We start from the raw sequence: 24,083 nt of genomic DNA, 5'->3' as shown, positions 1-24,083 counted from the left end.
ATGGATAACAAACGTCGTCAATTTCTGAAAGCAGGTCTTGCTGTGGGTGGTGCTGGCGCTTTCGCAGCGGGTTACGCAACCACTACATCGCACGCGGTACATGGCCTTATCGACGGTACTGCCGGAGAAAAGACCAAACACCCGCATTTTGGTAATTCATTAAGCCCTGAATATAAAGTCACAGAAACGGGTAAACTAATTAATAACCCGGCGCAACGTGTGGCACCATCGATGTGTTTTGGTTGCTGGACCCTGTGTGGGTTACGCGTACGTATCGACAATGCCAGTGATGAGATCTTACGTATTTCCGGTAACCCTTATCACCCATTATCAAACGAACATCAGATCCCCTTTAATACCCCGGTAAAAGACGCTTATATCGGCATGGCTGGAGAAGCTGGATTAGACGGTCGCTCAACGGCCTGTGCCCGTGGTAATGGCATGATGGAAATTCGTAAAAGCCCGTATCGGATCACCCAACCGTTAAAACGTGTCGGTAACCGTGGTGAAGGTAAATGGATCCCGATCAGCTACGAACAACTACTCGAAGAAGTAGTTGAAGGTGGCGATCTGTTTGGTGAAGGTCATGTGGACGGCTTACGCGCGATCCGCGATGTGAAAACCCCACTCGATCCACTCAATCCGGAATATGGCCCGAAAGCCAACCAGTTATTAATGACCAATGCCGGTAATGAAGGCCGTGACGATCTATTTAAACGTTTTGCTTTTAATAGTTATGGTACCCGTAACTTTGGTCATCATGGTTCATACTGTGGTTATGGTTTCCGTGCTGGTTCCGGCGCGTTAATGAATGATTTAAATAAATTCGCCCATGTTAAGCCAGATCTAGAAAACTGTGAATTTGCCCTGTATATCGGTATGTCACCAGCGCAAGCCGGTAACCCCTTTAAACGCCAAGCACGTCAGTTAGCGACAGCCCGCACTAAAGGTAACTTTAGCTATACAGTGGTATCACCAGCGCTACCTATATCATCAAGCTTGGCCGCGGGTGATAATAACAACTGGCTGCCGATCAAACCCGGTACTGATTCCGCATTAGTACTCGGTATGATCCAATGGATATTAGCCAATGATAAATTTAATAACACCTTCTTAACCCAGCCGGGACCGAACGCGATGAAAACCGCAGGCACGGCGCATTGGTGTAATGCCACACATTTGGTGATCAGCGATAAAGATCATCCACGCTACGGTTTTTTCCTGCGTGCTTCAGAAGTCGATCTTGGCTTTACTGGCACAGCACTGTCAGAAGCAGATCCGTATGTGATCGTCGATGCCCAAAGCGGTGATCTATCGGTACATACTCAAGATCAACCAGCGCAACTATTTGTTGATCAAGTGGTCACCACCAAACAAGGTGACGTACAGGTTAAATCATCACTGCAGCACTTAAAAGAATCGGCATTTACACACGATCTTGATTTCTACAGCACTCAGTGTGATATTCCGGTGGCGACGATCACCGCACTGGCGAAACGCTTTACTAGCCACGGTACTAAAGCCGTTGTCGATAGCCATGGTGGCAACATGCACAGCAATGGTTTCTACAATGCATATACCATCCTGATGCTTAACGCGCTGATTGGTAATATCAATCTAAAAGGCGGGGTAATGGCAAAATCGGGCGGTTATCCAACATCCGGTAAAGGCCCTCGTTACGATTTCACCAAATTTAAGAACAAGGTAAAACCAAAAGGGATCTTTTTATCGCGCAGTAAATTCCCGTACCACAAAACCAGTGAATATAAACGTCGTGTGGCCGCAGGTGAGTCGCCCTATCCAACACGATCACCTTGGTACCCGATCTCTGCGCCGCTGCTAACAGAACATTTATCTGCTGCTGTTGATGGTTATCCGTATCGTGCTAAAGCCTGGATCAATCACATGGCGAATCCGATGTATGGCGTACCAGGGTTAGCCAACTTACTGGGTGATAAATTAAAAGATCCAAAACAATTACCCCTGATTGTATCTGTTGATGCTTTCATTAATGAAACCACAGCCTTATCCGATTACATCGTGCCGGACACAGTCACGTATGAAAGCTGGGGCATGACGACACCTTGGCATGGCGTACCGACTAAAACAGTAACCGCGCGCTGGCCGATTGTGAATGCCTTAACGGAAAAAACCGCGGATGGCCGTGCAATCAATTTAGAAAACTTCCTAATTGATATCGCTAAAAAGATACAGTTGGGTGGATTTGGTGATAACGCCATTTCTGACAACCAAGGTAATTGGCACGGTATTCACAACGCTGAAGATTTTTACTTGCGCTCTGCGGCCAATTTAGCTTATGTCGCCAATGGCGTTCCCGCTGCCAGTAGTGAAGACATGGTCTTGTCTGGATTAGAACGCTTGTTACCAGCTATGCAACGGGTGCTGACACCGGAAGAACTCGGTAAAGTCGCGTTTATCTTTGCTCGTGGTGGCCGCTTTGAAGATGCGACCGAAGCCTACAAAGGCGACGAAATGAAATACCAATGGAAAAAACCGTTAGCGATCTGGAATGAAAAGGTCGGTACCTCGCGTAATACCATGACCGGTGAGTATTATTCTGGTTGCCCTACTTGGTATCCACAAAAATTAGCCGACGGCACACCGTTAGACGAAAAATACCCAGCGAGTGAATGGCCGTTTACCTTAACTAACTTTAAATCCAATATTCACAGTGCAGTATCAAACCTGTCACCGCGGTTAAATTCGATTAAAGGCGTGAATCCGGTCTACATACATCCAAGCGATGCCGCCAAAATAGGCTTAACCACAGGAGCGATGTTCACCATCACTACGCCAACCAGCGCCACGCAAGCCATGGCATTATTGGTCGATGGCGTTAAACCCGGCACACTCGGTTTTGAACACGGCTTTGGCCATACCGAACTCGGCGAACGTGCCCATTGGATTGGCGATAAACAACAGCCAGTAAAAATGAAATCCAATGATGGGGTGAATATCAATGATATCGGCTTAATCGACCCGACCCGTGAAGGTAAAGGTGTACTCCTTGACTGGGTTGTAGGCGCTGCGGCAAGACAAGCACTGCCTGCTAAAATTAGCCTGAGCTAAAATGCAGAAGATTAATAAATAGGCCTAGTTATCGAATAGACTTAATAAAATAAGCCCACTGTCGTACCCGCGACAGTGGGCTTATTAATAACAACTGTAAGCCTCATCACAAAACCCTCTAATTTATGTGGATAACCACAATATCTTTCCTTTTTTCAAACCGCCAGACTAGCCACGCTCTATTTCTGCTCATAAAGATAATAAAAATAATAATGACCAGTGATTAGTAATAATGACATTAACTCTGCAAACAGTTCACTCACTTGGAGATATCCCATGCCCATAAAAAAACTCATTCACAGCTTAATAAGCATCAGTGCTTTGTTGCTTTCTGCAACGCCCGCATTAGCTACGCCACCAGCCGCAATGGTATGCGCGAGTTGCCATGGTATGAATGGTTTAGGTAACCCCAACCTAGCACCAATGATCGCGGGTATGGATGAAAATCATCTCGTCGAACAAATTAATAATTTTAAAAATGGTCAGCGCAAAAGTCCATTAATGACCTCGATGGCAATGATGTTAGCAACGCCAGAAGCAGTACAAGAAGTCTCGGCATTTTTTGCCGCCTTGCCTGCACCAGCAATCAGTAATATCGAAAAACGTGGTGATAACGTCATCATTACCGACCCGGCACGAAAACTCGTTTACCAAGGTGATAGGGAGCGTAACATTCCCGCCTGTGCCACTTGTCATGGCCCTAGTGGTTTGGGTGTTGAGCACTTTCCGCGCTTAGCCAGTCAACATGCCGATTATATCAGCCAACAGTTAATCGCATGGCAAACCAAGCAGCGCAGCGGTAATCATAACAATGTCATGGCAACCATAGCGCAGCAATTAACAGCAACAGAAATTCAACAGCTTGCACAATATTTTGCGACGATAAAATAAGGTTATCCCATGAAAAAATTATCTCTCATCATTAGCGCAGGTTTATTGTTAACAACGTTTGCCAACGCAGATGCTAACTTACCCGATCGCCAAACCGAATTGCCAGCCCATGCCAAAGCGGCGAGCAGTGAATACTTAGTGCCGCGTGATTTAGCCACCATCCCAGATACCGAGTTTGGCAATAAAGTAAAACTAGGTTATTCATTATTCGTTAACTCGCAACCTATGCGTGGTCAATATGTAGGGAACGAACAAAACTGTGCCAACTGCCACATGCAAGCGGGCATGAAAGCCAACTCAGCGCCATTATGGGGCGCGTTCATGTCTTATCCGGCGTACCGAAAAAAGAACGATAAAGTGAATACTTACGCAGAGCGTATCCAAGGCTGCTTTAAATATTCGATGAACGGTGTAGCACCGGCAGTCGACTCACCAGAACTAGTCGCATTAACCGCCTATTCATATTGGTTAGCAATGGGCGGTTTGTTAGATAAATACGATATGCACAGCACTCCTATTCCAGAAATGAGCGATGCTGTGGTACAACTGGGTGGCAAAGCCGATGCATTTGTTTTACCAGCTCAGATAGCGCAAGCGTTACCGATTGAGCAGCGTAACAAACTCGCCGGGCGTGGTTATCCAAAACTGGCTAAACCAGCCGAAACACCGTCTATCGAACGTGGTGAAGTGGTGTATAAACAAACCTGTGCTAATTGCCATGGTGATAGCGGCCAAGGCTTGAAACAAGATGACGTACAATCATTCCCGCCACTGTGGGGCAAAGACGCGTTCAACTGGGGCGCAGGTATGCACCGTATCAATACCGCGGCCTACTTCATTTATGAAAACATGCCGCTGGGTAAAAGTGTGCAGTTAAGTAAACAACAAGCATGGGATGTAGCCGCATTTATGAATAGCCATGAACGCCCACAAGATCCACGCTTTAGCGGTGACTTAAAAGCCAACCAAGCACAGTATCATAACCATCAAGGTTATTACGGCAAGTCAGTTAACGGCAAAGTACTCGGCGAGCATGCCTTTCCGGTTAAAACGGTAGATTAACGCTAACCACCTTAAGTTCATCTAACTTAGGGGGGGTTACCAACCATAAAATAAAAATAAAAACGTACACTTCACTCTACTTCCACACCACCAAAAATAATATTTAAACACTCCTTATACATATAAACCATAACGTTTACAGAGCCATAAAAATAAGTTCATAAAGTTCATTCTAAACATAAAATTCACAAGCGTAATACACGGGAAAAAGTAAGTTCACACTAACGTAAATCGGTTAGGAAATGGATTTTTTTAAATGCTAGACTCTCGTGAAATTATAATCAGGGATGAGTATTGTGCAGTTCAGAACAGACATAAATGGGTTAAGGGCAATTGCTGTTTTAGCCGTAGTATTATTTCATTTCGCTCCGGAATTATTACCGGGAGGGTTTGCTGGCGTAGATATCTTTTTTGTTATCTCCGGTTTTTTAATGACCCGCATTATTTTCAACGGTTTTGACAAAAATACTTTTTCTTTAGGTACATTTTACAAAGCCAGAGCCAATCGAATTATTCCTGCATTAGCAATGCTTTGCTTAACAACGCTTGCTATAGGCTGGTTTTATCTCACACCTGCGGATTATAAAACGCTATCAAATGATACTTTGAATAGTATCGTCTTCATCTCAAATTTCTTTTATGGTGGCGATGCAGGTTATTTTGATGCAACCTCGAAAGAGCGTTGGTTATTACATACTTGGTCTTTATCTGCGGAATGGCAATTTTATATTATTTACCCATTAATACTAGTTTGCCTAAAAAAAGTATTCTCTTTATCTCAACTAAAAATAACGATACTGATTGGCACAATAATCAGTTTGATTTATAGCGTATATTCGACATACCAAACGCCTGAATTAGCTTACTATTTACTGCCAAGTCGCGCATGGGAAATGATGCTAGGCGGCATTGCATTCCTATTCCCATTGCAATATTTAAATAGTAAAAATAAAGCACGATTAGAAATAATAGGGATTAGTTTAATCGTTATCGCTTATCTATTCATTTCGAAAAATACTCCGTGGCCCGGTTATTTAGCATTAATCCCCGTGTTAGGTACGTTCTGTATTCTTCAAGCAAACCGCCAACACAGTATATTTACCGATAATCCTATCTTTCAAAAAATAGGTCTCTGGTCTTACTCTATTTATTTATGGCATTGGCCGCTATCGGTATTGGGAATTTACTTATCACTAGGAACAAATTGGCTCTATATTGGCGCTCCGCTATCAATCTTACTGGGTTTTTTAAGCTACCGTTATATTGAGCAATCCAATGTAAATCCAGCGAATTTAAATCTTAAAAACATATTATTATACAAACCATTATTAATGGTATTCGGCATCGCCATATTAGCGGGCTTAGCGAAAGAACATATTTATTCGCACTATCGTCTATCAGATAAGTTAATTTCGTTTATGCAAACTTCAACTTATGAAGGTAAACCAGGTCGTTGTAACGGCCATTGGAATAAAAAAATGCCTGAATGTGTTTATGGCGAAGGCGAACTCGGCGCCATCGTGATTGGGGATAGCCATGCAAGTGCAATCGTAAGTGCGATAGGCAGAGCGATGCCTAACCAATCTGTATTAGATTGGAGTATGAAAATGTGTCCAACTATCGATGGATTGTATGAGATAAGTAGAGGGATGAAAGGGACAGGATGCGGTGATTTTGTAAATTACGCGCTAAAAGAAGCCAAAGAAAAATATAAAAATGTACCCATTATTATTGTCAATCGTACATCTCAAAGCCTATATGGCCGTAATGAAAAAACAGCCACTAAGCCAAAACGATTTGTTGGAGAAACATTTTCAGAACGCAACGATGCCTATCGACAATCAATTACCGAAGGCATGATAAATACAGCATGTGAGTTTGCGAAGAGTAATCCCGTGTATGTTGTAAGACCGACACCAGAACTCATTACTAACGTATATAACCAAAAGATGCGTGATTTAATGACCGGAGATACCACCAAACGCGTTTCAATTAGCTTAGATGATTATCAAAAAAGACACCAACTGGCGTGGCAAATCCAGGATAAAATGGCGCTAAAGTGTGGCGTTAAAATTATCGACCCAACGCCTTACCTCTGTGATGATAAAGCCTGTTACGGTGACTATATCGGCACCGTATTATATTCTGATGACGACCACCTTAATGAAGAAGGTGGTCAATATATTATGCCCGCATTCAAACAAATCTGGGACTAAATAAACACGCATAAATACCGCAGGGGTAACTTGGCTGCGGTATTCAATCAACCTCGTGCCTTTTCAATATTTTCACATATGGTTTCCCTTACCCACTTATGCCCGGGTTCATCATTATTACGTTCATGCCATAACAGCACATACACTAGCGAAGAAAAATCTATCGGCAAAGGTAACTGCACCAAACCATATAATTTCTGCGCTTGAGGCACAAAACTCGACGGTAAGGTCAATACCAGATCACTGTTCGCGCAAACACTGGCGGCACCGTAAAAGTCTGGTAACGTCGCGCAGATATGACGATGCTGTCCTGATTCGGCTAATTGATAATCCAATAACCACCAGTCATTACCTTCACAACGTACTTGCACATGTGACATCGCTAAATAAGTCTCTAAATCCCAAGATCCAGCATTCTCATCCGCATTAATTATCGCGAACACGGGATGATCACGACGCACTAGACACACCTGGTTATCAGTAAATAAACGTTGATGGGCAATGCCATCAGGCAAATTATTCAAACGAAAATCCGCCGTTGGGTGTAATTCTCTGGCGGTAATACCAAAATCAATTTGCCCTTGCTGTAAGTCTAATAATGATTTTTCATTCCAACCGTAAATTTCTAAATTAAGCTGCGGGGCTTGCGATAAGATCGGGCCGATATAATAAGGTAACGAAGTTTCGTAGGCGCTTTCTAACATCGCAAACGAAAACTGCCGATGGCTGGTCGCGGGGGTAAAACTCGGCGGTAGACTTATCTGATATAAGCCCTGCAATAGGGTTGGTAGTTGGGCTTTTAATTGCAACGCATGCGCCGTAGGTTTCAGGCCATGAGCGGTACGCAAGAATAACGGATCACCCAAGGTATCCCGCAAACGATTAAGGCTTTTACTTAACGCCGATTGACTCAAATGCAAGCGATTCGCAGCACGCGTTACGCTTTCTTCTTCGAGTAATATTTGTAATATCACCAATAAATTAAGATCTATTTTGGCGAGGTTATCTAAATTCATAAGATATTCCTTAAAGGAAATTCAGTATTGAAATTATACCACTTCCATTCATATCATGCTTTACGTAAACTGCCCGGCATTAATCCATGCTTTTATTTGAGAATAACAATGCGCCGAAATATATTACCTATTTTAATGGCTATGGTGGTGTTAAGCCCCCTCGCCATCGATATCTACCTGCCCTCTATGCCGACCATGGCAACCGAGTTTCAGGTGTCCTCAAGTGAAATGCAATCAACGTTAATCTTATTCTTATTTGCCATGGGTGTTGGTCAGATATTAATTGGGCCACTGGCCGATCGTTTTGGTCGCCGTCCTGTCGCGATTGGCGGGGTCATACTGTATTGCTTAAGCAGTCTGCTTGCCGCTGGTGCCGCTGAATTTCATTGGTTACAAATAGCGCGTGTATTACAAGGTATCGCCGCTTGTGCCACTTCAATCGTGGTATTTAGTGCTGTGCGCGATAGCTTTGATTCTAAAGTAAGCGCGCATTATTACAGTTATTTGAATGGTGTGATTTGTGTTATCCCAGCATTAGCACCAACCTTAGGTGGTCTGTTAGCACTGCAGTTTGGCTGGCGCTCTACCTTTATCTTCATGGCGATATACGGCTTAATTATACTGGCGTTGATCATTAACAAGTTACCAGAAACGCGCCCCGATAATACCGACACCTCAGGTTCGCTTTATCACTGGGATCGCTTTAAACCAGTATTACACGACTCGCACTTTATGTTTTATGCCGTTGCTTGCATGGTTGGTATGGCTTCAATTTTAACCTATGTATCCTATGCACCCGATTGGCTGATCCGCAATTTAGGCATCGCAGAGTTAGAGTTTAGTGCTTTATTTGGTCTGAATGCCATCGTGAATATCGCCGCTTGTTTTGCTGCACCTTTAGTGATCAAACGCTTTGGTAATCGCCCCACGGTTATTATTGCCCTGTTTGCCTTGTTATCATCAGCGGCATTACAACTTGCAGTTCAACAATGGGGACCAACAGTGGGTATGGCTGCAGCCTTTAGCTTTATGTTACCTATGATGTTGCTTTGCATTGGTTTTGCCTTATTGCTAGGGCCAGCAACAAGCATGGCATTGGCCGCATTTGGCGAACGCGCAGGCACAGCCGCGGCTATGTTAGGTTGTATCCAAATGAGTGGTGCAGCATTGCTTGCCGGATTAATCCAACAAACTGATTTAACAGCCCCTTACGCAGTGATCGTCTTGATGGGTGGTTTATCGCTGGTATTACTGGCCATCATGCTAACGCCACGTCTTGATCACTGGCACCAGGAACAAACAACGCATTAAATGCCGCAATGAACGGGTTCGACTAAACTAAAAAGGATCCGTTCATCACTACAAGGTCATCATAATGCAAAATGAAAAACATCCTCTTCCACACGAATTTCCAGAGCATGCCATCGATATCGCCAAATTAAAAAGCGATGATCCCGAATTTTCCGCCCTCGCCAAAGAATATCATAAACTCGATCATCATATTTACGGGCTTGAAGCCAGTGATATCCCCACCACAGACAGCCACTTTAGCGAATTAAAAAGTCGCCGAGTTGCCTTAAAAGATCAGATTTATCAAAAACTAATTCAAGGTGATTTTTAACTTATCTACTTCCATTTAATGATAAAAGCCTTACACTGAAGTTAACAGTTCAAGGCATAAAAGGAATGCGTAATGACGGAAGAAAATAGCCAAGATAAACACCAACAAAAGATGCAAAAAATCCAAAGCACTGTCGCTAAACGTGTTGATAAAGCCACGAAAGAACGTGGTATTTTGATCGTGATGACGGGCAATGGTAAAGGTAAAACCTGCGCTGGTTTTGGTAATGTTATTCGTTGTATTGGCCATGGTTTTAATGCAGGCGTGGTGCAATTTATCAAAGGCACTTGGGAAGCCGGTGAAGTTAAATTTATCCAGCAAGTACGTCCTGATATGCCTTATCACGCCATGAAAACCGGATTTACCTGGGATACCCAAGATAAAGCCGCAGATATCGCCGCCGCAGAAACAGCATGGGTTCATGCTAAAGCGATGTTAGCTAATCCAGATCTTAAAATGGTGCTATTAGACGAACTGACTTACATGCTCAGTTACCAATATTTAGACTTGGAAGAAGTGCTTAGCGCTATTCGCAACCGCCCTGTCGATCAAACGGTTATCGTCACCGGCCGCAGCGCCCATAAAGAGCTAGTCGCAATCGCCGACACGGTGAGTGAAGTCAGAGAAGAAAAACATGCCTTTCGCTCAGGTATTAAAGCGCAAATAGGGATCGACTGGTAATGGATGAACTATCACTACATGAAACCCGCGTATTAGGCGCGTTAATCGAAAAAGAACATACCACGCCAGATAACTACCCGTTATCGTTGAACTCATTAACCTCGGCCTGTAATCAAAAAAGCAGTCGTGAGCCAGTACTGTCATTAAGCCAAGACGACGTACAAAACATTGTTGATGATTTAGTCAAAAAACGCTTAGTGGTGAATGATGAGCATGGCGGTAAACGCGGCGCTAAAATTCGCCATCGTTTTGGTAATACCGAGTTCAGTAAAATTCGTTTCAACCCACAACAATTAGCGATCATAACCTTGCTATTTTTACGTGGGCCACAAACACCGGGCGAGCTAAGAACCCGTTCTGCACGTCAATGCCAATTCAATGATGTACAAGAAGTTGAAACGGCATTAGAACAGCTGATTAATCATGAGCTGCACCCGTTTGTAGTAAAGCTCGACCGTGAACCAGGTCAGAGCGCTTGCCGCTACGCGCATCTCTTCAGTGGTACCGCCGCGTCAACAGCTACCGCAACGGATAGCCCTGTACTAACGAGAAACATCAGCGCCGATGAAAATGACGTATTAACAACGCGTGTTGATGAACTTGAACAAGAAGTCGCTACGCTTAAAGCGCAGTTAACAGAATTACAAGAAACTGTAGATCTATTAATCAAATAAATGTTTTAACTCCTCAAATGACAAAGGGGGTCTGAGTTCACGGATTTGGACGCCCTATTCAAACTATTGAGACACTCTGAAACTTAGATCTGGCAAATACCATTATCGAAGAGATAATCTAGTTTTTTGCTTAAAAATAATATAATTGGAATTAACGCGTGTACGCCTAAATTTTTTCAGTGGGGACCCCATGCAGCTATCACCATAGTTTGTACAAGGCGTCTCTATCTTGGCTGTTGCTGTAAATACTTCTCCTGCAAGTAATCCATCATCACTTTTAGAAGAAACCATTGCATCACCAAAATAAAAACCTCTTAGCTCATTAATCGATACAGTACTTACCATTGATGATGACGACATCAGCGCTGTCGTCATTATTATTGCAGTTTTCATTGCTTACCTTTCAATCTAAGTCGGCTATTAGAATAAAATGAAAGGGAGTACTTAGAAGCGAAAATTAACCGCTACATAGTAAGAATCTAAAACGATATCTTTATCACCGACTTCACTTACACCCGTTTCAATAGTGAAATAATCGGCTTCGTAGCCAAGTCGAAAGCTAACATCAATGTATGTTTCATACGGGTTATATGGGGTGTACTCGATGCCAAAACCATATCGAACGCCTCCGCCATTATCACTACCGGATATATTTTGTGTTGATTCATTTAAGTCTATAGAAGTGACACCCATAATACCAAACGGGCGAATACCGTTAGCGAAGGTATAACCTAAATTCGCGCTTAACGATAATATCGTCGGGGTCCATGAATACTTACCTGAAGGATATAATGGCGATGGAGAACTGAAATTAATATCACCATAGTTTGTATACTGTGCTTCTATCGCCGCAATATTATTAAACTGGTAACCTGCAATGATTTTATAGGTAGAATCCTCAGCTTTAACCTCTATTGGAACCAATGATTTTTCAACTAATCCACCATCATCAATACCAGAAGTACCGATTGCACCACCAAGATAAAAGCCTCTTGATTCATTAGCCGATGCAGTGTTTACCATCAATACCGACATTAAAGCTGTTGTTACCATCATTGTTGTTTTCATTACTTACCTTTTAATCTGAATTTCAATCTAAATCTGGGCATCAGAATAAAACTAATTGTTTAAAAAAAACAAACAAAAATGAAACATCTTTATAATTTCGAAAAAACAACATAAACACATGTATTAAAACAACTAAAAACATTCAGGTGGCGTTAAACCAAACTCAAACAAGCACCAGACTTTATTATTCGTTATATATTCATTATAAAAATGACGGTAAAGTATAATGCTTAGTGCAAAATTGATTGCCTTAGGTTTCAGTGGTCAAATTTTAGAGGCTAATGGGTCTTAGTAGATCAATGACACAAATCATCATCTTGAATAGATTCTAATATAGAGTTGTAGAGTTCCCCCTCCACTAGTTTGTAGTTAATAATATTCTGACTTTCACTATTTTTGGTTATGATAAAAGCACTCATCGCGATGTTGTCTTTATTGTAGGGCGAGGAGTAAACCCTAATATAGACCTTATTTATATCACATGAATTTAGGTTTGAACCATCCAATTCTTTTCTAAATTCACCCTCAACAAGTAATCCATCAGGATCACTAATATAGACATCAATATTACCCAGTTCATAACGTTGATAGTTTTTTTCATCCATAAAAGATGCGTTACCCTTATTGTTTTTTGCTATTAAAAAAATCAACGTCGATATCAACATTAAATTAACAAAAAACCACATACCCCTTATGTAGACACCCTTAACTGCTGGTAAATTTATTTTTTCATTCTCACTTAATATACGATTAAAGCCATTGTCTTTATCGCTGTCACCAGGGCTATCATCTAGCTCAATAACTTTATCTAACTCTTGTGTTTCACCCGACTCTTCAGCTCTATCTTTAAGATCTCCATTATGATTATTTTCGGGTAATTCATGATTTAAAGTAATTACTAATGAGTATCCTTTTTTGCTAATGGTCTTGATTTTCAACTCATTAGACTCTAGTTTCTTTATCTTATTTCTTATATAACTAATCGTATTCGTTAATGATTGTTCAGAAACAACTGCGCCTTGCCAGCACTCTTCGAATAACTCATCTCTAGAAATGCATTTATCTTGATTTTTTAATAAGTGCATTAGCACTCTAAAGGGCAAAGGACGCATGTTCACTGTAATGCTTGAAAGAAGGCAAGTTATGGCCCGCATTTCAGGATCAATACTGATATGTTGGGTTACTGGTTGTTTATGAATCATTAATTCCTGCATTTTGTTAAGTGGAAATGATGGCCTACTTCATCTCGAGCAATAAAGTTGTATATAATACATTATAATGTAAGTTCTTAACTTATACTGTTGACTATTTATATCTTGTAGTTAGGCAACAAAAATAAGAATCAACGGAGTAGTGGTCGAGTGACAATATATTTAACTAAACTAATGATTATAAATCTTATTTTATTTTTTATTTTACTTGGTAAAATGTTAATTACTTCCAATATTAGCTTAGCTGGTAGTCAATGGGTATGTGACTTGAAAAAAGTAGGATTTGCAACGAATGCATATTCAAAATACAGCAGTATAAATGAATTAATGCTTTATACGTTTAGCTCAAAAAGTGATTTCTATATTAAAGATAGGATATTGGTTAAGAATAAAAATGCTCAAACCGAAACCGCAGACTTACTCTTCGTAGGTAAATATGTTTTAGAAGGCAATAACTTATCGATGACTTTCAACGATGTTATTTTTAAAAAAAAGCATTCTGATGACGTCATTAATAATGATCAATTGCTATATAAAGACTTTTCGATAGATTATAAGATTGAACGTGAAGGTAATTTCCTTTATTTTTACTCCGCTAATAATAGCGAAGTATTTAATCACATTTGTTGGCTCCATTAAGCGCTAAAAAGATTTCAGCGATAAACAATTTTCACTTTATGATGTAGGCTTCAACGCTAACTTTTTAGCTAAATAGTCTACCAACATACGTACTTTCGGTGATAGATGACGATTCTGTGGGTATAACGCCCATACCGCATCATCTGGCTCGCGGTAGTTCGGTAGTAATTCAATGAGCTGACCTTGATTAATGTGTTCTTGCACATAATAATCTGGCAATTGCACAATACCCATCCCCTTCAGTGCAGCATCCACTAATACCGGACCACTATTACAACTAAAGTTCCCTTTCACACGAATATTACGGGCTTTGCCTTTTTCCTGAAAACGCCAGTAGTCTAATGTGCCAGACAAGCAGTTATGACGATCTAATTCTGACAAGGTATGCGGCGCACCAAACGCACTTAAATACTCAGGTGCCGCACAAACATATTGTTTACGGGTCGCAAGACGTTTCCCGATCATTGTCGAATCACCTAACTGACCCAAACGGATCGCTAAATCAAAACCTTCATCGATTAAATCAATTTGTTGATTGGATAATACCAGCTGTACTTCTAATTCAGGATATTGCGTCACAAAATCATTCACTAATGGCGCAACACTGCGTTCACCATAGGTGATCGGGGCAGTTATTTTTAATTTACCCTTTGGGGTACTTTGTAAATTGGTGATCGCGCGCTCTGCATCGGCCAATCCATCCATGACTTGGCGACAATGTTGATAATAAATGCCGCCTACTTCAGTCACCGATACCTTACGCGTGGTGCGGTAAAATAACTTTGCCGATAACCGCTCTTCAAGTGCAGATATCTGTCGGCTCACTTGCGCAGTTGAGATCCCTAAACGCTTTCCCGCCGCGGTAAAACTTTCTGTTTCTGCAACCGCAACAAACTCACTGACACCAGACCAATCACTCATTTATCCATGCTCTTATTCAATCGTTAGGTAACAATTATAAGTTATTACCGACAATAAACCTACATTATTACAACTCAGTAAAAGTGATTTGCTTATCAGGCTCATTATCATTATCGAATAACTCCAATATAATCGCGCCTCATTTACTGATATCCAGTAACGCTAACGAGACAGATTATGTTATCCACGATCAAGCGTTCATTGCCGTTGCAATTACTGACTGCCGCTATTTTGGCTTGGTTTTTTGCCACAATAATGCCAGCCGTCGCCAATATTACCGAACCAGTTACAGAACACGTTACAAAACAAACTTGGTATCAATTAATCTTGTTAGGAAAAACCACGTATATCGGCTTGCTAAAAATGGTCATCGGCTTGGTGGTGATGCTGTCCTTAATGCAAGGCATTACCAATATAGGCTCAACGCTAAAATTAAAAACGCTGGGTGTAAGAACGCTGATTTTTTATAGCCTAACGTCGATTATCGCCATCAGCTTAGGGCTTGGTGCAGCGCTATTAATGCCGGAATGGCAGCCGCTTGTGGAACCAGTGACCGTCGCAGATCACATCAGGCTTATCGAACAAGATACAGTAACTGGCTCCAGCATTACCGCTAAGTTATTGGCTATGGCGCTCGTGAATCCGTTTTCAGCCTTGGTTAACGGCAACTTATTAGCAATAGTCCTATTCTCATTGTTATTTTCGGTATCGTTATTATTATCATTACCACCAAAACATGTGGTATTTGATGTTATCGCCGGTTTGAATAAAGGGTTAAATAAATTAGTCCAAGGCATTATCCGTCTCGCGCCGATTGCTGTTTTTGCTATCGTATTTGAATTTACCGTCCGCGGTAATACTGGTTTATTTGGTCAGTTGGCGTTGTTTGCATTACTGGTATTTGTACTCACCCTTATTCATGGTCTGATTGTCTTACCGACCTTAGCCAAAATTTTTACCGGTATTAAATTTAGCACCTTATTTAAAGCCATATCAGCACCACTAGCGATGGCGTTTGCAACCTCATCAAGCTCGGCAACACTACCGTTATCAATGCAAGCGGCAGAGCAAGAACTGGGTATATCGCAAAGTACCAGTAGTTTTGTATTACCGCTTGGCGCAGTCATGAACATGGATGGTACCGCGTTATTTGAAGGGGTTGCCGCTATCTTCCTGGCCCAGTTATTTGGGATTGATTTAAGTACCACTGGCATCGTGATGATATTCATCATGGCAATGGTATCGTCAGTCGGCGCACCGGGTATGCCATCAGGCTCTATGTCTGGAATGCAATTAGTAATGCTAGCTGCAGGTATTCCGCTCGAAGGTATCGCGATCTTGCTTATTATCGAACGCCCGCTGGATACATTCAGAACCGCGGTCAATGTCGAAGGCGATCTTGTCGCTGCGCTGGTTGTTGATAAATGGCAGCAGAATAAAAGCTAATCAGCAAAATCATCATTATTTTTACAGGATTTAATTAACACGGATGATTGATTACTTGAGGTTCCAATGAATATAGAAATGAATCCGATTTCATCGAATAACACAGCACTGATTGATAATAATAAACAAAATAATACTGCTATTTTACAGACAGTAAAAAACATAATGATCACGACTTTATTGTGTTTATCCGTGATAGCAGTACAACGATTAGATTATTTCTGGTTAGAAAATTCATTAGGTGAACAATCCATTACTGAATTATTACAGGCAGTATTGTTATTATTTTCAATACTGTGTTTTTATCAACTAAAACGCGCTAATTACCTACCTCGAGCAACAATGTTAGTCAGTGGTTTTTTTGCGGTGTTACTGATCAGAGAGTTTGACGCCTACTTTGATCTTATCTTCCATGGATTTTGGATTTATCCCGCTTTAAATGTCACTTTTTGGTGTGTGGTATATGCGTTGCGGGAGGGCAAGTTAGCCGAGCAAATGTCGACCTTACTCGCTGATAAGAACATGCAAACGCTTATTACCTTTATTGTGCTGCTATTCATATTTTCACGGCTTTATGGCATGGGTGATTTTTGGCAAGCGGTGATGGAGGAGCACTATGTCCGTGATGTAAAAAACATTTCCGAAGAGACAGTCGAGCTACTTTGTTATGCTTTCATTGCTTTTTACGCGCATAAAGTTAAGCGTCTTTACATGTAATCCGCCTAACGATTGCATTTAAAGACGATCGGTCATAGAATAACCAAATGCCAAGACCTAAACAAAACGAACATACCCGCGAAGCCCTGATTGAAGTTGGTATCAAGCATATCTCTCAACACGGTTATCACGGTACTGGGATAAAACAGATCCTAGATGAGCTGAAAGTACCGAAAGGGTCCTTTTATAATTATTTTAAGAGCAAAGAAGCCTTTGTTGCCGAGCTAATCGAAGCCGACATGCACGCACAAGCGCAACAAATGCAGCCGCTATTGGATGACGCGAACCTGAACCCAATTGAAAAATTGCGCGCGCTGTTCGAAAAAGGTCGTCAAAAATACAGTGAGCACCAAGGTAAGCAAGGTTGCTTGGTTGCGAGTGTGGCTAACGATATTGGTGACTCGAGTGAGTTATGCCAGCAAGCAATGCAACGCTCGGTGAACGCACTGAACACATTATTATCTGGATTGATCAGTGATGCACAAGCACAGCAATTGATCCGCACTGACTTACCTGCAAAGCAGCTGGCGACATTAATGTGGACAGCGTGGGAAGGCAGTTTAATCGAAATGAAGATCGCCGGTAATACCGATAATCTCACGCAGATCACTGATTTCATTTTTGATGACATTTTAAAAACCAACTAGCTAACTTAACAAGCAGACGGCGATATTATCAGTTGAATGGTCATATCGCTTTTTTCGGCCCACAGTTAAGACGACCGGTCTAATGACTTATTTACAACAGGATTAATAATGACAACAGCAATTACCTTACAGCAAGGTTTCACCTTAAAAAATGGCACGTTTATTAAAAACCGTTTATTTAAGTCAGCCATGAGCGAACAGCTTAGTGATGCGTTACATAACCCGCTACCTGGACTGGCGATACTTTACCGCGCTTGGGCGTTAGGTGGTTTAGGTCTGTCGATTACCGGTAACATCATGGTTGATCGCAATGCACTGGGTGAACCAAAACAAGTGGTACTCGATGAAAAAAGCGATTTAACTGAATTTAAAAACTGGGCACAACAAGGCAGTGTTAACGATACCCAATTGTGGGCGCAGTTAAATCATCCCGGCAAACAAACACCCAACTTTATTAATGCCGAGCCTGTTGCCCCATCAGCGATCCCATTAACTAATGGTTTAGAAAAAGGCTTTAATACCCCACGCGCACTGACGGAATCAGAGATAGTGAATATCATAGGTCAGTTCCAAACCAGCGCAAAACTGGCCAAGCAAGTCGGTTTTACAGGGGTTCAAATTCACGGTGCCCACGGTTATTTGGTTAATCAGTTCCTGTCTCCACGTCACAACCAACGTGATGACCAATGGGGCGGCACGATTGAAAACCGCATGCGCTTTGTATTATCTATCTATCGAGCAATACGTGCCGAAGTGGGTGATGCCTTCCCGATTGGTATTAAGCTTAATTCTGCCGATTTCATGCGCGGTGGTTTTACCGAAGAAGAATCGATGCAAGTAGTAAAAGCATTATCCGATGCCGGTATCGACCAAATTGAGATCAGTGGTGGTACTTATGAAAGTCCAACCATGACTGGCCACAAAGTAAAAAAATCAACGTTAGCGCGTGAAGCTTACTTCCTCAGTTATGCTGAAAAAGTACGTGCAATTACCGATACACCGTTAGTGGTGACGGGCGGTTTCCGCTCAAGTAGAGCTATGTTGTCAGCGCTGCAAAGCAATGCCACTGACTTTATTGGACTAGCGCGTCCTATGTCGTTAGATACGCAGCTACCGAATAAGTTGATGGCATCTGATGATCATAAAATTAGCTTACCGAGTCTTACGACGGGTGTTAAAGCCATTGATCGCATCGCCATGTTAGATATCACCTGGTACGAAGCCCAGCTTGCGCGCATCGCTAAACAACAACAGCCAAAAGCAGATCTAGGTACTTGGCCGGTGTTTTTCAAAACCCTCTATGGAGCCGGGATCTACGCATTTAAAAAACGCCGCGCTTAATCACGGCGAACACATTTATATCGTCCTGATTATAAAGAATAACTAATCAAGTCTAAGTTCAGTGCCCTATTGCTATACAGTAGGGGGCTGCGCTGGACGTCGCCTAACTGGCTATAAATGTGTTAGCATACCGAAAAATTCACCCTATTTTCACAAGGTATTTATTCATGAAAGTTGTTCGCTGGTTACTAGGTCGTCTTATTTTAACGCTTAATTTCATCTTTTCACCAAAAAGCATGAAACGTCCTGCGGATGAACAAGCAAAGGTTGATAGTGAGATTAATAACATGTCACTTTACCAATTTGAGGCTTGCCCATTTTGTGTAAAAGTACGCCGTAGCATGAAACGTTTAAACTTAGATATCACAGTACGTGATGCGAAAAACGATGCCACGTTTGGTAACGAACTTGAGCAACAAGGTGGTCGACGTAAAGTACCTTGCCTGCGTATTGAAGAAAACGGTCAAGTACAATGGATGTATGAGTCAAATGACATCATTGCACACTTAGAAAAGAAATTTGCTTAATTTAGTCTCTTTTTAACTAAATGAGTCTCTTTTTTAACTAAATAAGTGCACAGCCAATTGCACTAAACCAGCAGATTGCTGTTTAGTGCAATTGGTAAAATCTAAATAGTTTAAACAACAGCTAAACAAGGATTGTGATAGCTATGTTTTATAAATTTTTGATCTCGTTAATGCTCTGCGCCGTCATTTCATTGTTTTTTATTAGCAAACCTGATGGACAAAAATCACTAACTCCCGCCGTTATTCAACAAGATATTACCCATGCCTTTGCGCAAGTAACAACCAGTATCAGCAATACTCAACGTGAAATATTTGCAGACAGTAATGACAGCCCCAAATCAGTTACGCTTTATCGCTGGCAAGATGACCAAGGTCAATGGCACTTTACCGACGACGAGAACAACCAACCCAATCGCAACCAGAACGCGCAAACCAACGCGATCACGATCACAGCCAACTCATCTCTAGCCGTTAATAACAAATCACATACTGCAGCAATGACAGGCGAAAATGAGCAACCGCAAACATCTGCCACCGACACCCTACTGAGACACCCACTCGCCAATGCGTTTAATACCTTGCAAGATGCCAAAAATATTCAAACATTAATGGACAACCACGGCAAGCAACTCGATAACGCCATTAAAAATATCGGTAACTAACCGGTCATCAACACCACTCACCCATTAAGTAGTTGCTGGAGTCACATAATAAGTGCACAGTTTACAACTCTTTTTTGTGGCTGTGACAGAGTAAAGCATTAAAGCAGTTTAATTCCCCCCTGTATTTATGCTATCTTGGATCGCTTTTAACGCTCATCAAAGGCTCACCATGGCACGTAAAGGCACTCTATTTATTGTATCCGCTCCAAGTGGCGCAGGAAAATCAAGTCTTATCAAAGCACTTTTAGATGCAAACCCAAGCAGCGATATGAAAGTGTCAGTTTCTCACACGACTCGAGCAATGCGCCCTGGTGAAGTTGATGGAATTCACTATCACTACATCCAAGTTGCTGATTTCAAGCAGCAAATAGAAAACGACGAGTTTTTTGAATGGGCTGAAGTATTCGGTAATTACTACGGTACATCACGCGTGATGATTGAAAACACATTAGCACGTGGTATTGATATTTTCCTTGATATCGACTGGCAAGGTGCACGTCAAATCAAAGCACAAATGGCTGATGCGCGCGGTATTTTTATCCTGCCACCCAGTCGTGAAGAATTAGAGCGTCGCCTGAATAGTCGCGGTCAAGACAGTGATGAGATCATTGCTAATCGCATGGCCGAAGCAAAAGCTGAAATGTCACACTATAATGAATATGATTACCTTATAATTAACGATGATTTTGCGACTGCACTCGAAGATCTGCACGCGATTGTACGTGCCGAACGACTCGGTTCAGCGAAGCAAGCAGCAAAAAACAATGTAATAATGAAAGATTTGCTGGTTAATTAGGCAAAAATAAAGTATAGTTTCTCGTCATTTTTTAGACTTAATTCACTGGGAGATCCTGCATGGCACGCGTAACTGTAGAAAATGCTGTACAACAGGTTGGTAATCGTTTTGACCTAATATTAATGGCGGCACGTCGCGCTCGTCAATTACAGATTCATGGTAAAGAACCTCTAGTAGCACCAGAGAATGATAAGCCTACTGTAATCGCCCTTCGTGAAATTGAAGCAGGTCTAATTACTAACGAATTGATGGATGCTGGCGATCGTCAAGAGCAGCAAGAACACGAAGCACAGCAAATTGCAGCAGTAGCAGCAATCGCTGAAGGTCGTGGTTAATACCAAATCATCTTTTTGATGATTTTATAAAAAAGGTGCATATTGCACCTTTTTTAATACCTATGATCCAGCCAAAAACGGATTTATAAGTTTTTATACTTTTTTATATTCCCAATACCCAAATTGCTAATTCTAGATTGAGTTGGCAGAAATATGACCAAGATGTAAATTTAAAGGTGCAATTGCTCCCACTTTTGATTATCTTGCTAATAATACCATCTCATTTATATCAACTTTTCAGTAACGAGGCTGTACTTGCATATATTCGCAAATTTAAAAGCAACGACATCAACCTATCTATCGGTTGAACAAGTCGAACTCATTGAGCATGCTTATTTAGTCGCGCGGGAAGCGCACCTACCTCAAAAAAGAAGTACGGGTGAACCTTATATTATTCACCCCGTTGCCGTTGCTGAAATTCTTGCTGAAATGCGTCTTGATCATAAAACGATTATGGCAGCCCTGCTCCATGATGTGATTGAAGATACCCCAACAACGCAAGAAGACCTTGCGTCATTATTTGGCAGCACAGTGGCTGAATTGGTTGAAGGTGTCTCTAAGCTGGATAAGCTAAAATTCCGCGATCGCAAAGAAGCACAAGCAGAAAATTTCCGCAAAATGTTCATGGCGATGGTGCAAGACATTCGCGTTATCTTAATCAAACTGGCCGATCGCACCCACAACATGCGTACCATAGGCGCATTACGACCTGACAAACGCCGCCGTATTGCTAGCGAAACATTAGAAATTTTTGCCCCGATTGCTAATCGCCTTGGTATTCATAATATAAAAAATGAATTAGAAGAACTTGGGTTAGAAGCCATGTACCCAATGCGTTACCGTATTCTTGCTGAATCAGTCAAATCAGCGCGGGGAAATCGTAAAGAAGTCATGTCTAACATCAGTCAAGAAATTGAAGGCCGTTTAGCCGAAGCAGGTGTACCAGCGACGACTCATGGCCGCGAAAAACTGATCTTTAGTATCTACAACAAGATGAAAAAGAAACGCGTTCAGTTCCATGAAGTAGTCGATATTTATGCGTTTAGGATCATCGTTGAAGACCTTGATACTTGTTATCGTGTGCTTGGCCAAATGCACAGTTTGTACAAACCAAAGATAACCCGCTTTAAAGATTATATTGCCATTCCAAAAACCAATGGTTATCAATCTCTGCATACTTCCTTGGTTGGCCCACACGGCGTACCTCTGGAAATTCAAATCCGTACCAAAGATATGGATCTGATGGCTGACCGTGGTGTTGCTGCGCATTGGTCATATAAACAAGGTGCAGACAAAATTAATACCACCGCACAATTACGTGCACAAAAGTGGATGCAAAGCTTACTCGAATTACAGCAAAGCGCTGGTTCATCGTTTGAATTTATCGAAAGTGTGAAAACCGATCTGTTCCCAGATGAGATTTATGTGTTCACCCCGAAAGGTAAGATCATCGAATTACCACGCGGTGCAACCCCAGTAGACGTGGCTTATTCAATCCATACTGATGTCGGTCATACTTGTGTAGGCGCGCGTGTAAACCGTCAGCCACATGCGCTTAGTCAACCGTTGAAAAATGGTCAGACTGTCGAAATTATTACCGCACCAGGTGCGCGTCCAAATGCAGCATGGTTAAACTTCATTGTCACCGGTAGAGCGCGTGCTAGTGTCCGTCAGCAATTGAAAAACATGCGCACCGAAGATTCGATCATCCTGGGTCGTCGTCTCTTAAATCATGCCCTCAACGGGGTCAAAATTGATGATATAGCCGCAGACAATTTAACCCAAGTCCTGGCAGATACGAAGTGCGAAAACCTAGATGCGCTGCTTATCGAGATCGGTTTAGGTAACATGATGAGCATTGTCATTGCCCGTCGTCTACAAGGCCGGGTAGATGAACTTACCGACCTTACACCGCGCTCGGAAGAACAAGGCAAAATGCCGATTAAGGGTGCAGAAGGCATGCTCGTTAGTTTTGCTAACTGCTGTCACCCAATTCCAGGTGATGCCATTGTGGCCCATTTAAGCCCAGGTAAAGGTCTGGTGATACATATTGAGACCTGTCGTAATATTCACGGTTATCAAAATGAACCGGATCGTTATATCCCTGTTGAATGGGATGAAAATATCGACCCTAGTCAAGAGTTTAAAACCGAGATCCGTATTCAAGTCGTTAATCACCAAGGTGTATTAGCAAAACTGACCAATACAGTAGCCTCGACTGGCGCCAATATTCATAACATTGTTACCGACGAAAAAGATGCCCGTGTGTATAACGTTGATATTCTCATTACCGCGAAAAACCGTAAACATGTGGCCGATGTCATGAAGAAGATCCGCACCCTGCAAGACGTACTAAAAATATCACGCAGTTATAACTAAACCTGCAACTAGCAATGTAATGCGTGTATAACAAAGTGTTAGTTCAATGATAGCGAAGCCGTTGTGAAAGACTGCTTCGCTATGCAAGCCTCATTCGACCGTCCCAAACCCGTCTAAGCTAAATTCAGATACTCGCATTAGCC

At 41.9% G+C, this 24,083-nt stretch carries 23 protein-coding genes; 18 read left to right on the top strand and 5 right to left on the bottom strand.

Annotated features, from left to right (window positions below; genetic code table 11):
- The 4 genes from PE36_RS05330 to PE36_RS05315 all read left to right on the top strand — a co-directional run bounded on the left by PE36_RS05330 (position 1) and on the right by PE36_RS05315 (position 7,259).
- The gene (locus tag PE36_RS05330; protein ID WP_006030936.1) at positions 1 to 3,090 is read left to right on the top strand and encodes a tetrathionate reductase subunit A; all 3,090 of its coding nucleotides are present in this window, start codon (positions 1 to 3) and stop codon (positions 3,088 to 3,090) included.
- Between the two features lie 276 nt (positions 3,091 to 3,366).
- Positions 3,367 to 3,981: a c-type cytochrome gene (locus PE36_RS05325; protein WP_006030934.1), complete on the top strand. Its 615-nt coding sequence runs from the start codon at positions 3,367 to 3,369 to the stop codon at positions 3,979 to 3,981.
- 9 nt (positions 3,982 to 3,990) lie between these two features.
- Positions 3,991 to 5,043 carry a c-type cytochrome gene (locus PE36_RS05320; RefSeq protein ID WP_006030933.1) on the top strand — a complete coding sequence of 351 codons (1,053 nt, stop codon included), beginning with the start codon at positions 3,991 to 3,993 and terminating at the stop codon, positions 5,041 to 5,043.
- Positions 5,044 to 5,330: 287 nt separating this feature from the next.
- Positions 5,331 to 7,259 (top strand): acyltransferase family protein, encoded by a 1,929-nt coding sequence (locus tag PE36_RS05315; RefSeq protein WP_006030932.1) that lies wholly within the window; start codon positions 5,331 to 5,333, stop codon positions 7,257 to 7,259.
- Between the two features lie 47 nt (positions 7,260 to 7,306).
- Here PE36_RS05315 and PE36_RS05310 read toward each other — a convergent pair whose 3' ends face one another.
- Positions 7,307 to 8,275: a LysR family transcriptional regulator gene (locus tag PE36_RS05310; protein WP_006030931.1), complete on the bottom strand. Its 969-nt coding sequence runs from the start codon at positions 8,273 to 8,275 to the stop codon at positions 7,307 to 7,309.
- Positions 8,276 to 8,383: 108 nt separating this feature from the next.
- Between PE36_RS05310 and PE36_RS05305 the strand changes: the two genes are divergently transcribed.
- The 4 genes from PE36_RS05305 (at position 8,384) to PE36_RS05290 (ending at position 11,251) form a co-directional block, all read left to right on the top strand.
- The gene (locus tag PE36_RS05305; RefSeq protein ID WP_006030930.1) at positions 8,384 to 9,586 is read left to right on the top strand and encodes a multidrug effflux MFS transporter; all 1,203 of its coding nucleotides are present in this window, start codon (positions 8,384 to 8,386) and stop codon (positions 9,584 to 9,586) included.
- A gap of 64 nt (positions 9,587 to 9,650) precedes the next feature.
- Positions 9,651 to 9,896, top strand: a complete 246-nt coding sequence (locus tag PE36_RS05300; protein ID WP_006030929.1) for a YdcH family protein — start codon at positions 9,651 to 9,653, stop codon at positions 9,894 to 9,896.
- A gap of 72 nt (positions 9,897 to 9,968) precedes the next feature.
- On the top strand, positions 9,969 to 10,577 hold the full coding sequence (gene cobO / locus PE36_RS05295) for a cob(I)yrinic acid a,c-diamide adenosyltransferase (protein WP_006030928.1): 609 nt from the start codon (positions 9,969 to 9,971) through the stop codon (positions 10,575 to 10,577).
- On the top strand, positions 10,577 to 11,251 hold the full coding sequence (locus PE36_RS05290) for a YceH family protein (RefSeq protein WP_006030927.1): 675 nt from the start codon (positions 10,577 to 10,579) through the stop codon (positions 11,249 to 11,251). Before cobO ends, PE36_RS05290 begins: the two co-directional genes overlap by 1 nt.
- 102 nt (positions 11,252 to 11,353) lie before the next feature.
- Here the strand turns inward: PE36_RS05290 and PE36_RS05285 are convergent, their stop codons facing one another.
- The 3 genes from PE36_RS05285 to PE36_RS05275 form a co-directional block, all read right to left on the bottom strand.
- Positions 11,354 to 11,644 carry a hypothetical protein gene (locus PE36_RS05285; RefSeq protein ID WP_052298055.1) on the bottom strand — a complete coding sequence of 97 codons (291 nt, stop codon included), beginning with the start codon at positions 11,642 to 11,644 and terminating at the stop codon, positions 11,354 to 11,356.
- A gap of 51 nt (positions 11,645 to 11,695) precedes the next feature.
- Positions 11,696 to 12,319 (bottom strand): porin family protein, encoded by a 624-nt coding sequence (locus tag PE36_RS05280; RefSeq protein ID WP_006030925.1) that lies wholly within the window; start codon positions 12,317 to 12,319, stop codon positions 11,696 to 11,698.
- Between the two features lie 296 nt (positions 12,320 to 12,615).
- Positions 12,616 to 13,521, bottom strand: a complete 906-nt coding sequence (locus tag PE36_RS05275; RefSeq protein ID WP_043993986.1) for a winged helix-turn-helix domain-containing protein — start codon at positions 13,519 to 13,521, stop codon at positions 12,616 to 12,618.
- A gap of 159 nt (positions 13,522 to 13,680) precedes the next feature.
- Between PE36_RS05275 and PE36_RS05270 the strand changes: the two genes are divergently transcribed.
- The gene (locus tag PE36_RS05270) at positions 13,681 to 14,169 is read left to right on the top strand and encodes a hypothetical protein (RefSeq protein ID WP_232286532.1); all 489 of its coding nucleotides are present in this window, start codon (positions 13,681 to 13,683) and stop codon (positions 14,167 to 14,169) included.
- Positions 14,170 to 14,205: 36 nt separating this feature from the next.
- Here PE36_RS05270 and PE36_RS05265 read toward each other — a convergent pair whose 3' ends face one another.
- The gene (locus PE36_RS05265) at positions 14,206 to 15,090 is read right to left on the bottom strand and encodes a LysR substrate-binding domain-containing protein (protein ID WP_006030922.1); all 885 of its coding nucleotides are present in this window, start codon (positions 15,088 to 15,090) and stop codon (positions 14,206 to 14,208) included.
- A gap of 177 nt (positions 15,091 to 15,267) precedes the next feature.
- Here PE36_RS05265 and PE36_RS05260 point away from each other — a divergent pair, with 177 nt between their 5' ends.
- The 9 genes from PE36_RS05260 to spoT all read left to right on the top strand — a co-directional run bounded on the left by PE36_RS05260 (position 15,268) and on the right by spoT (position 23,940).
- Positions 15,268 to 16,536 (top strand): dicarboxylate/amino acid:cation symporter, encoded by a 1,269-nt coding sequence (locus PE36_RS05260; protein ID WP_006030921.1) that lies wholly within the window; start codon positions 15,268 to 15,270, stop codon positions 16,534 to 16,536.
- 66 nt (positions 16,537 to 16,602) lie between these two features.
- A complete protein-coding gene (locus PE36_RS05255) occupies positions 16,603 to 17,253 on the top strand; it encodes a hypothetical protein (RefSeq protein ID WP_006030920.1) in 651 nt (216 codons plus the stop codon).
- A 47-nt stretch (positions 17,254 to 17,300) separates the two neighbouring features.
- Positions 17,301 to 17,900 carry a TetR/AcrR family transcriptional regulator gene (locus PE36_RS05250; protein WP_006030919.1) on the top strand — a complete coding sequence of 200 codons (600 nt, stop codon included), beginning with the start codon at positions 17,301 to 17,303 and terminating at the stop codon, positions 17,898 to 17,900.
- Between the two features lie 108 nt (positions 17,901 to 18,008).
- Positions 18,009 to 19,241 carry an NADH:flavin oxidoreductase/NADH oxidase family protein gene (locus tag PE36_RS05245; protein ID WP_006030918.1) on the top strand — a complete coding sequence of 411 codons (1,233 nt, stop codon included), beginning with the start codon at positions 18,009 to 18,011 and terminating at the stop codon, positions 19,239 to 19,241.
- 167 nt (positions 19,242 to 19,408) lie between these two features.
- A complete protein-coding gene (locus tag PE36_RS05240) occupies positions 19,409 to 19,768 on the top strand; it encodes a glutathione S-transferase N-terminal domain-containing protein (protein WP_006030917.1) in 360 nt (119 codons plus the stop codon).
- A gap of 143 nt (positions 19,769 to 19,911) precedes the next feature.
- Positions 19,912 to 20,430 (top strand): hypothetical protein, encoded by a 519-nt coding sequence (locus PE36_RS05235; RefSeq protein WP_006030916.1) that lies wholly within the window; start codon positions 19,912 to 19,914, stop codon positions 20,428 to 20,430.
- Positions 20,431 to 20,599: 169 nt separating this feature from the next.
- Positions 20,600 to 21,226, top strand: a complete 627-nt coding sequence (gene gmk, locus PE36_RS05230) for a guanylate kinase (protein ID WP_006030915.1) — start codon at positions 20,600 to 20,602, stop codon at positions 21,224 to 21,226.
- 59 nt (positions 21,227 to 21,285) lie between these two features.
- Positions 21,286 to 21,561 carry a DNA-directed RNA polymerase subunit omega gene (rpoZ, locus tag PE36_RS05225; protein WP_006030914.1) on the top strand — a complete coding sequence of 92 codons (276 nt, stop codon included), beginning with the start codon at positions 21,286 to 21,288 and terminating at the stop codon, positions 21,559 to 21,561.
- Positions 21,562 to 21,816: 255 nt separating this feature from the next.
- Positions 21,817 to 23,940, top strand: a complete 2,124-nt coding sequence (gene spoT / locus PE36_RS05220; protein ID WP_006030913.1) for a bifunctional GTP diphosphokinase/guanosine-3',5'-bis pyrophosphate 3'-pyrophosphohydrolase — start codon at positions 21,817 to 21,819, stop codon at positions 23,938 to 23,940.
- Positions 23,941 to 24,083 lie beyond the last annotated feature (143 nt).

Origin of the sequence: Moritella sp. PE36, assembly GCF_000170855.1 — a bacterium.
Taxonomy (GTDB): Bacteria; Pseudomonadota; Gammaproteobacteria; order Enterobacterales; family Moritellaceae; genus Moritella.
The sequence above is the reverse complement of the archived record's forward strand: the minus strand, read 5'-3'. Positions and strand labels throughout refer to the sequence as shown.

Bases quoted from the DNA above. Each gene is read 5' to 3' on its own strand.
- PE36_RS05275 (WP_043993986.1), bottom strand. From the start codon at position 13,521: ATGATTCATAAACAACCAGTAACCCAACATATCAGTATTGATCCTGAA.
- PE36_RS05330 (WP_006030936.1), top strand. From the start codon at position 1: ATGGATAACAAACGTCGTCAATTTCTGAAAGCAGGTCTTGCTGTGGGT.
- PE36_RS05305 (WP_006030930.1), top strand. From the start codon at position 8,384: ATGCGCCGAAATATATTACCTATTTTAATGGCTATGGTGGTGTTAAGC.
- PE36_RS05285 (WP_052298055.1), bottom strand. From the start codon at position 11,644: ATGAAAACTGCAATAATAATGACGACAGCGCTGATGTCGTCATCATCA.
- PE36_RS05290 (WP_006030927.1), top strand. From the start codon at position 10,577: ATGGATGAACTATCACTACATGAAACCCGCGTATTAGGCGCGTTAATC.
- cobO (WP_006030928.1), top strand. From the start codon at position 9,969: ATGACGGAAGAAAATAGCCAAGATAAACACCAACAAAAGATGCAAAAA.
- gmk (WP_006030915.1), top strand. From the start codon at position 20,600: ATGGCACGTAAAGGCACTCTATTTATTGTATCCGCTCCAAGTGGCGCA.
- PE36_RS05235 (WP_006030916.1), top strand. From the start codon at position 19,912: ATGTTTTATAAATTTTTGATCTCGTTAATGCTCTGCGCCGTCATTTCA.
- PE36_RS05245 (WP_006030918.1), top strand. From the start codon at position 18,009: ATGACAACAGCAATTACCTTACAGCAAGGTTTCACCTTAAAAAATGGC.
- PE36_RS05310 (WP_006030931.1), bottom strand. From the start codon at position 8,275: ATGAATTTAGATAACCTCGCCAAAATAGATCTTAATTTATTGGTGATA.
- PE36_RS05240 (WP_006030917.1), top strand. From the start codon at position 19,409: ATGAAAGTTGTTCGCTGGTTACTAGGTCGTCTTATTTTAACGCTTAAT.
- PE36_RS05280 (WP_006030925.1), bottom strand. From the start codon at position 12,319: ATGAAAACAACAATGATGGTAACAACAGCTTTAATGTCGGTATTGATG.
- PE36_RS05260 (WP_006030921.1), top strand. From the start codon at position 15,268: ATGTTATCCACGATCAAGCGTTCATTGCCGTTGCAATTACTGACTGCC.
- PE36_RS05315 (WP_006030932.1), top strand. From the start codon at position 5,331: ATGAGTATTGTGCAGTTCAGAACAGACATAAATGGGTTAAGGGCAATT.
- PE36_RS05325 (WP_006030934.1), top strand. From the start codon at position 3,367: ATGCCCATAAAAAAACTCATTCACAGCTTAATAAGCATCAGTGCTTTG.
- PE36_RS05265 (WP_006030922.1), bottom strand. From the start codon at position 15,090: ATGAGTGATTGGTCTGGTGTCAGTGAGTTTGTTGCGGTTGCAGAAACA.
- PE36_RS05255 (WP_006030920.1), top strand. From the start codon at position 16,603: ATGAATATAGAAATGAATCCGATTTCATCGAATAACACAGCACTGATT.
- rpoZ (WP_006030914.1), top strand. From the start codon at position 21,286: ATGGCACGCGTAACTGTAGAAAATGCTGTACAACAGGTTGGTAATCGT.
- PE36_RS05250 (WP_006030919.1), top strand. From the start codon at position 17,301: ATGCCAAGACCTAAACAAAACGAACATACCCGCGAAGCCCTGATTGAA.
- PE36_RS05320 (WP_006030933.1), top strand. From the start codon at position 3,991: ATGAAAAAATTATCTCTCATCATTAGCGCAGGTTTATTGTTAACAACG.
- PE36_RS05300 (WP_006030929.1), top strand. From the start codon at position 9,651: ATGCAAAATGAAAAACATCCTCTTCCACACGAATTTCCAGAGCATGCC.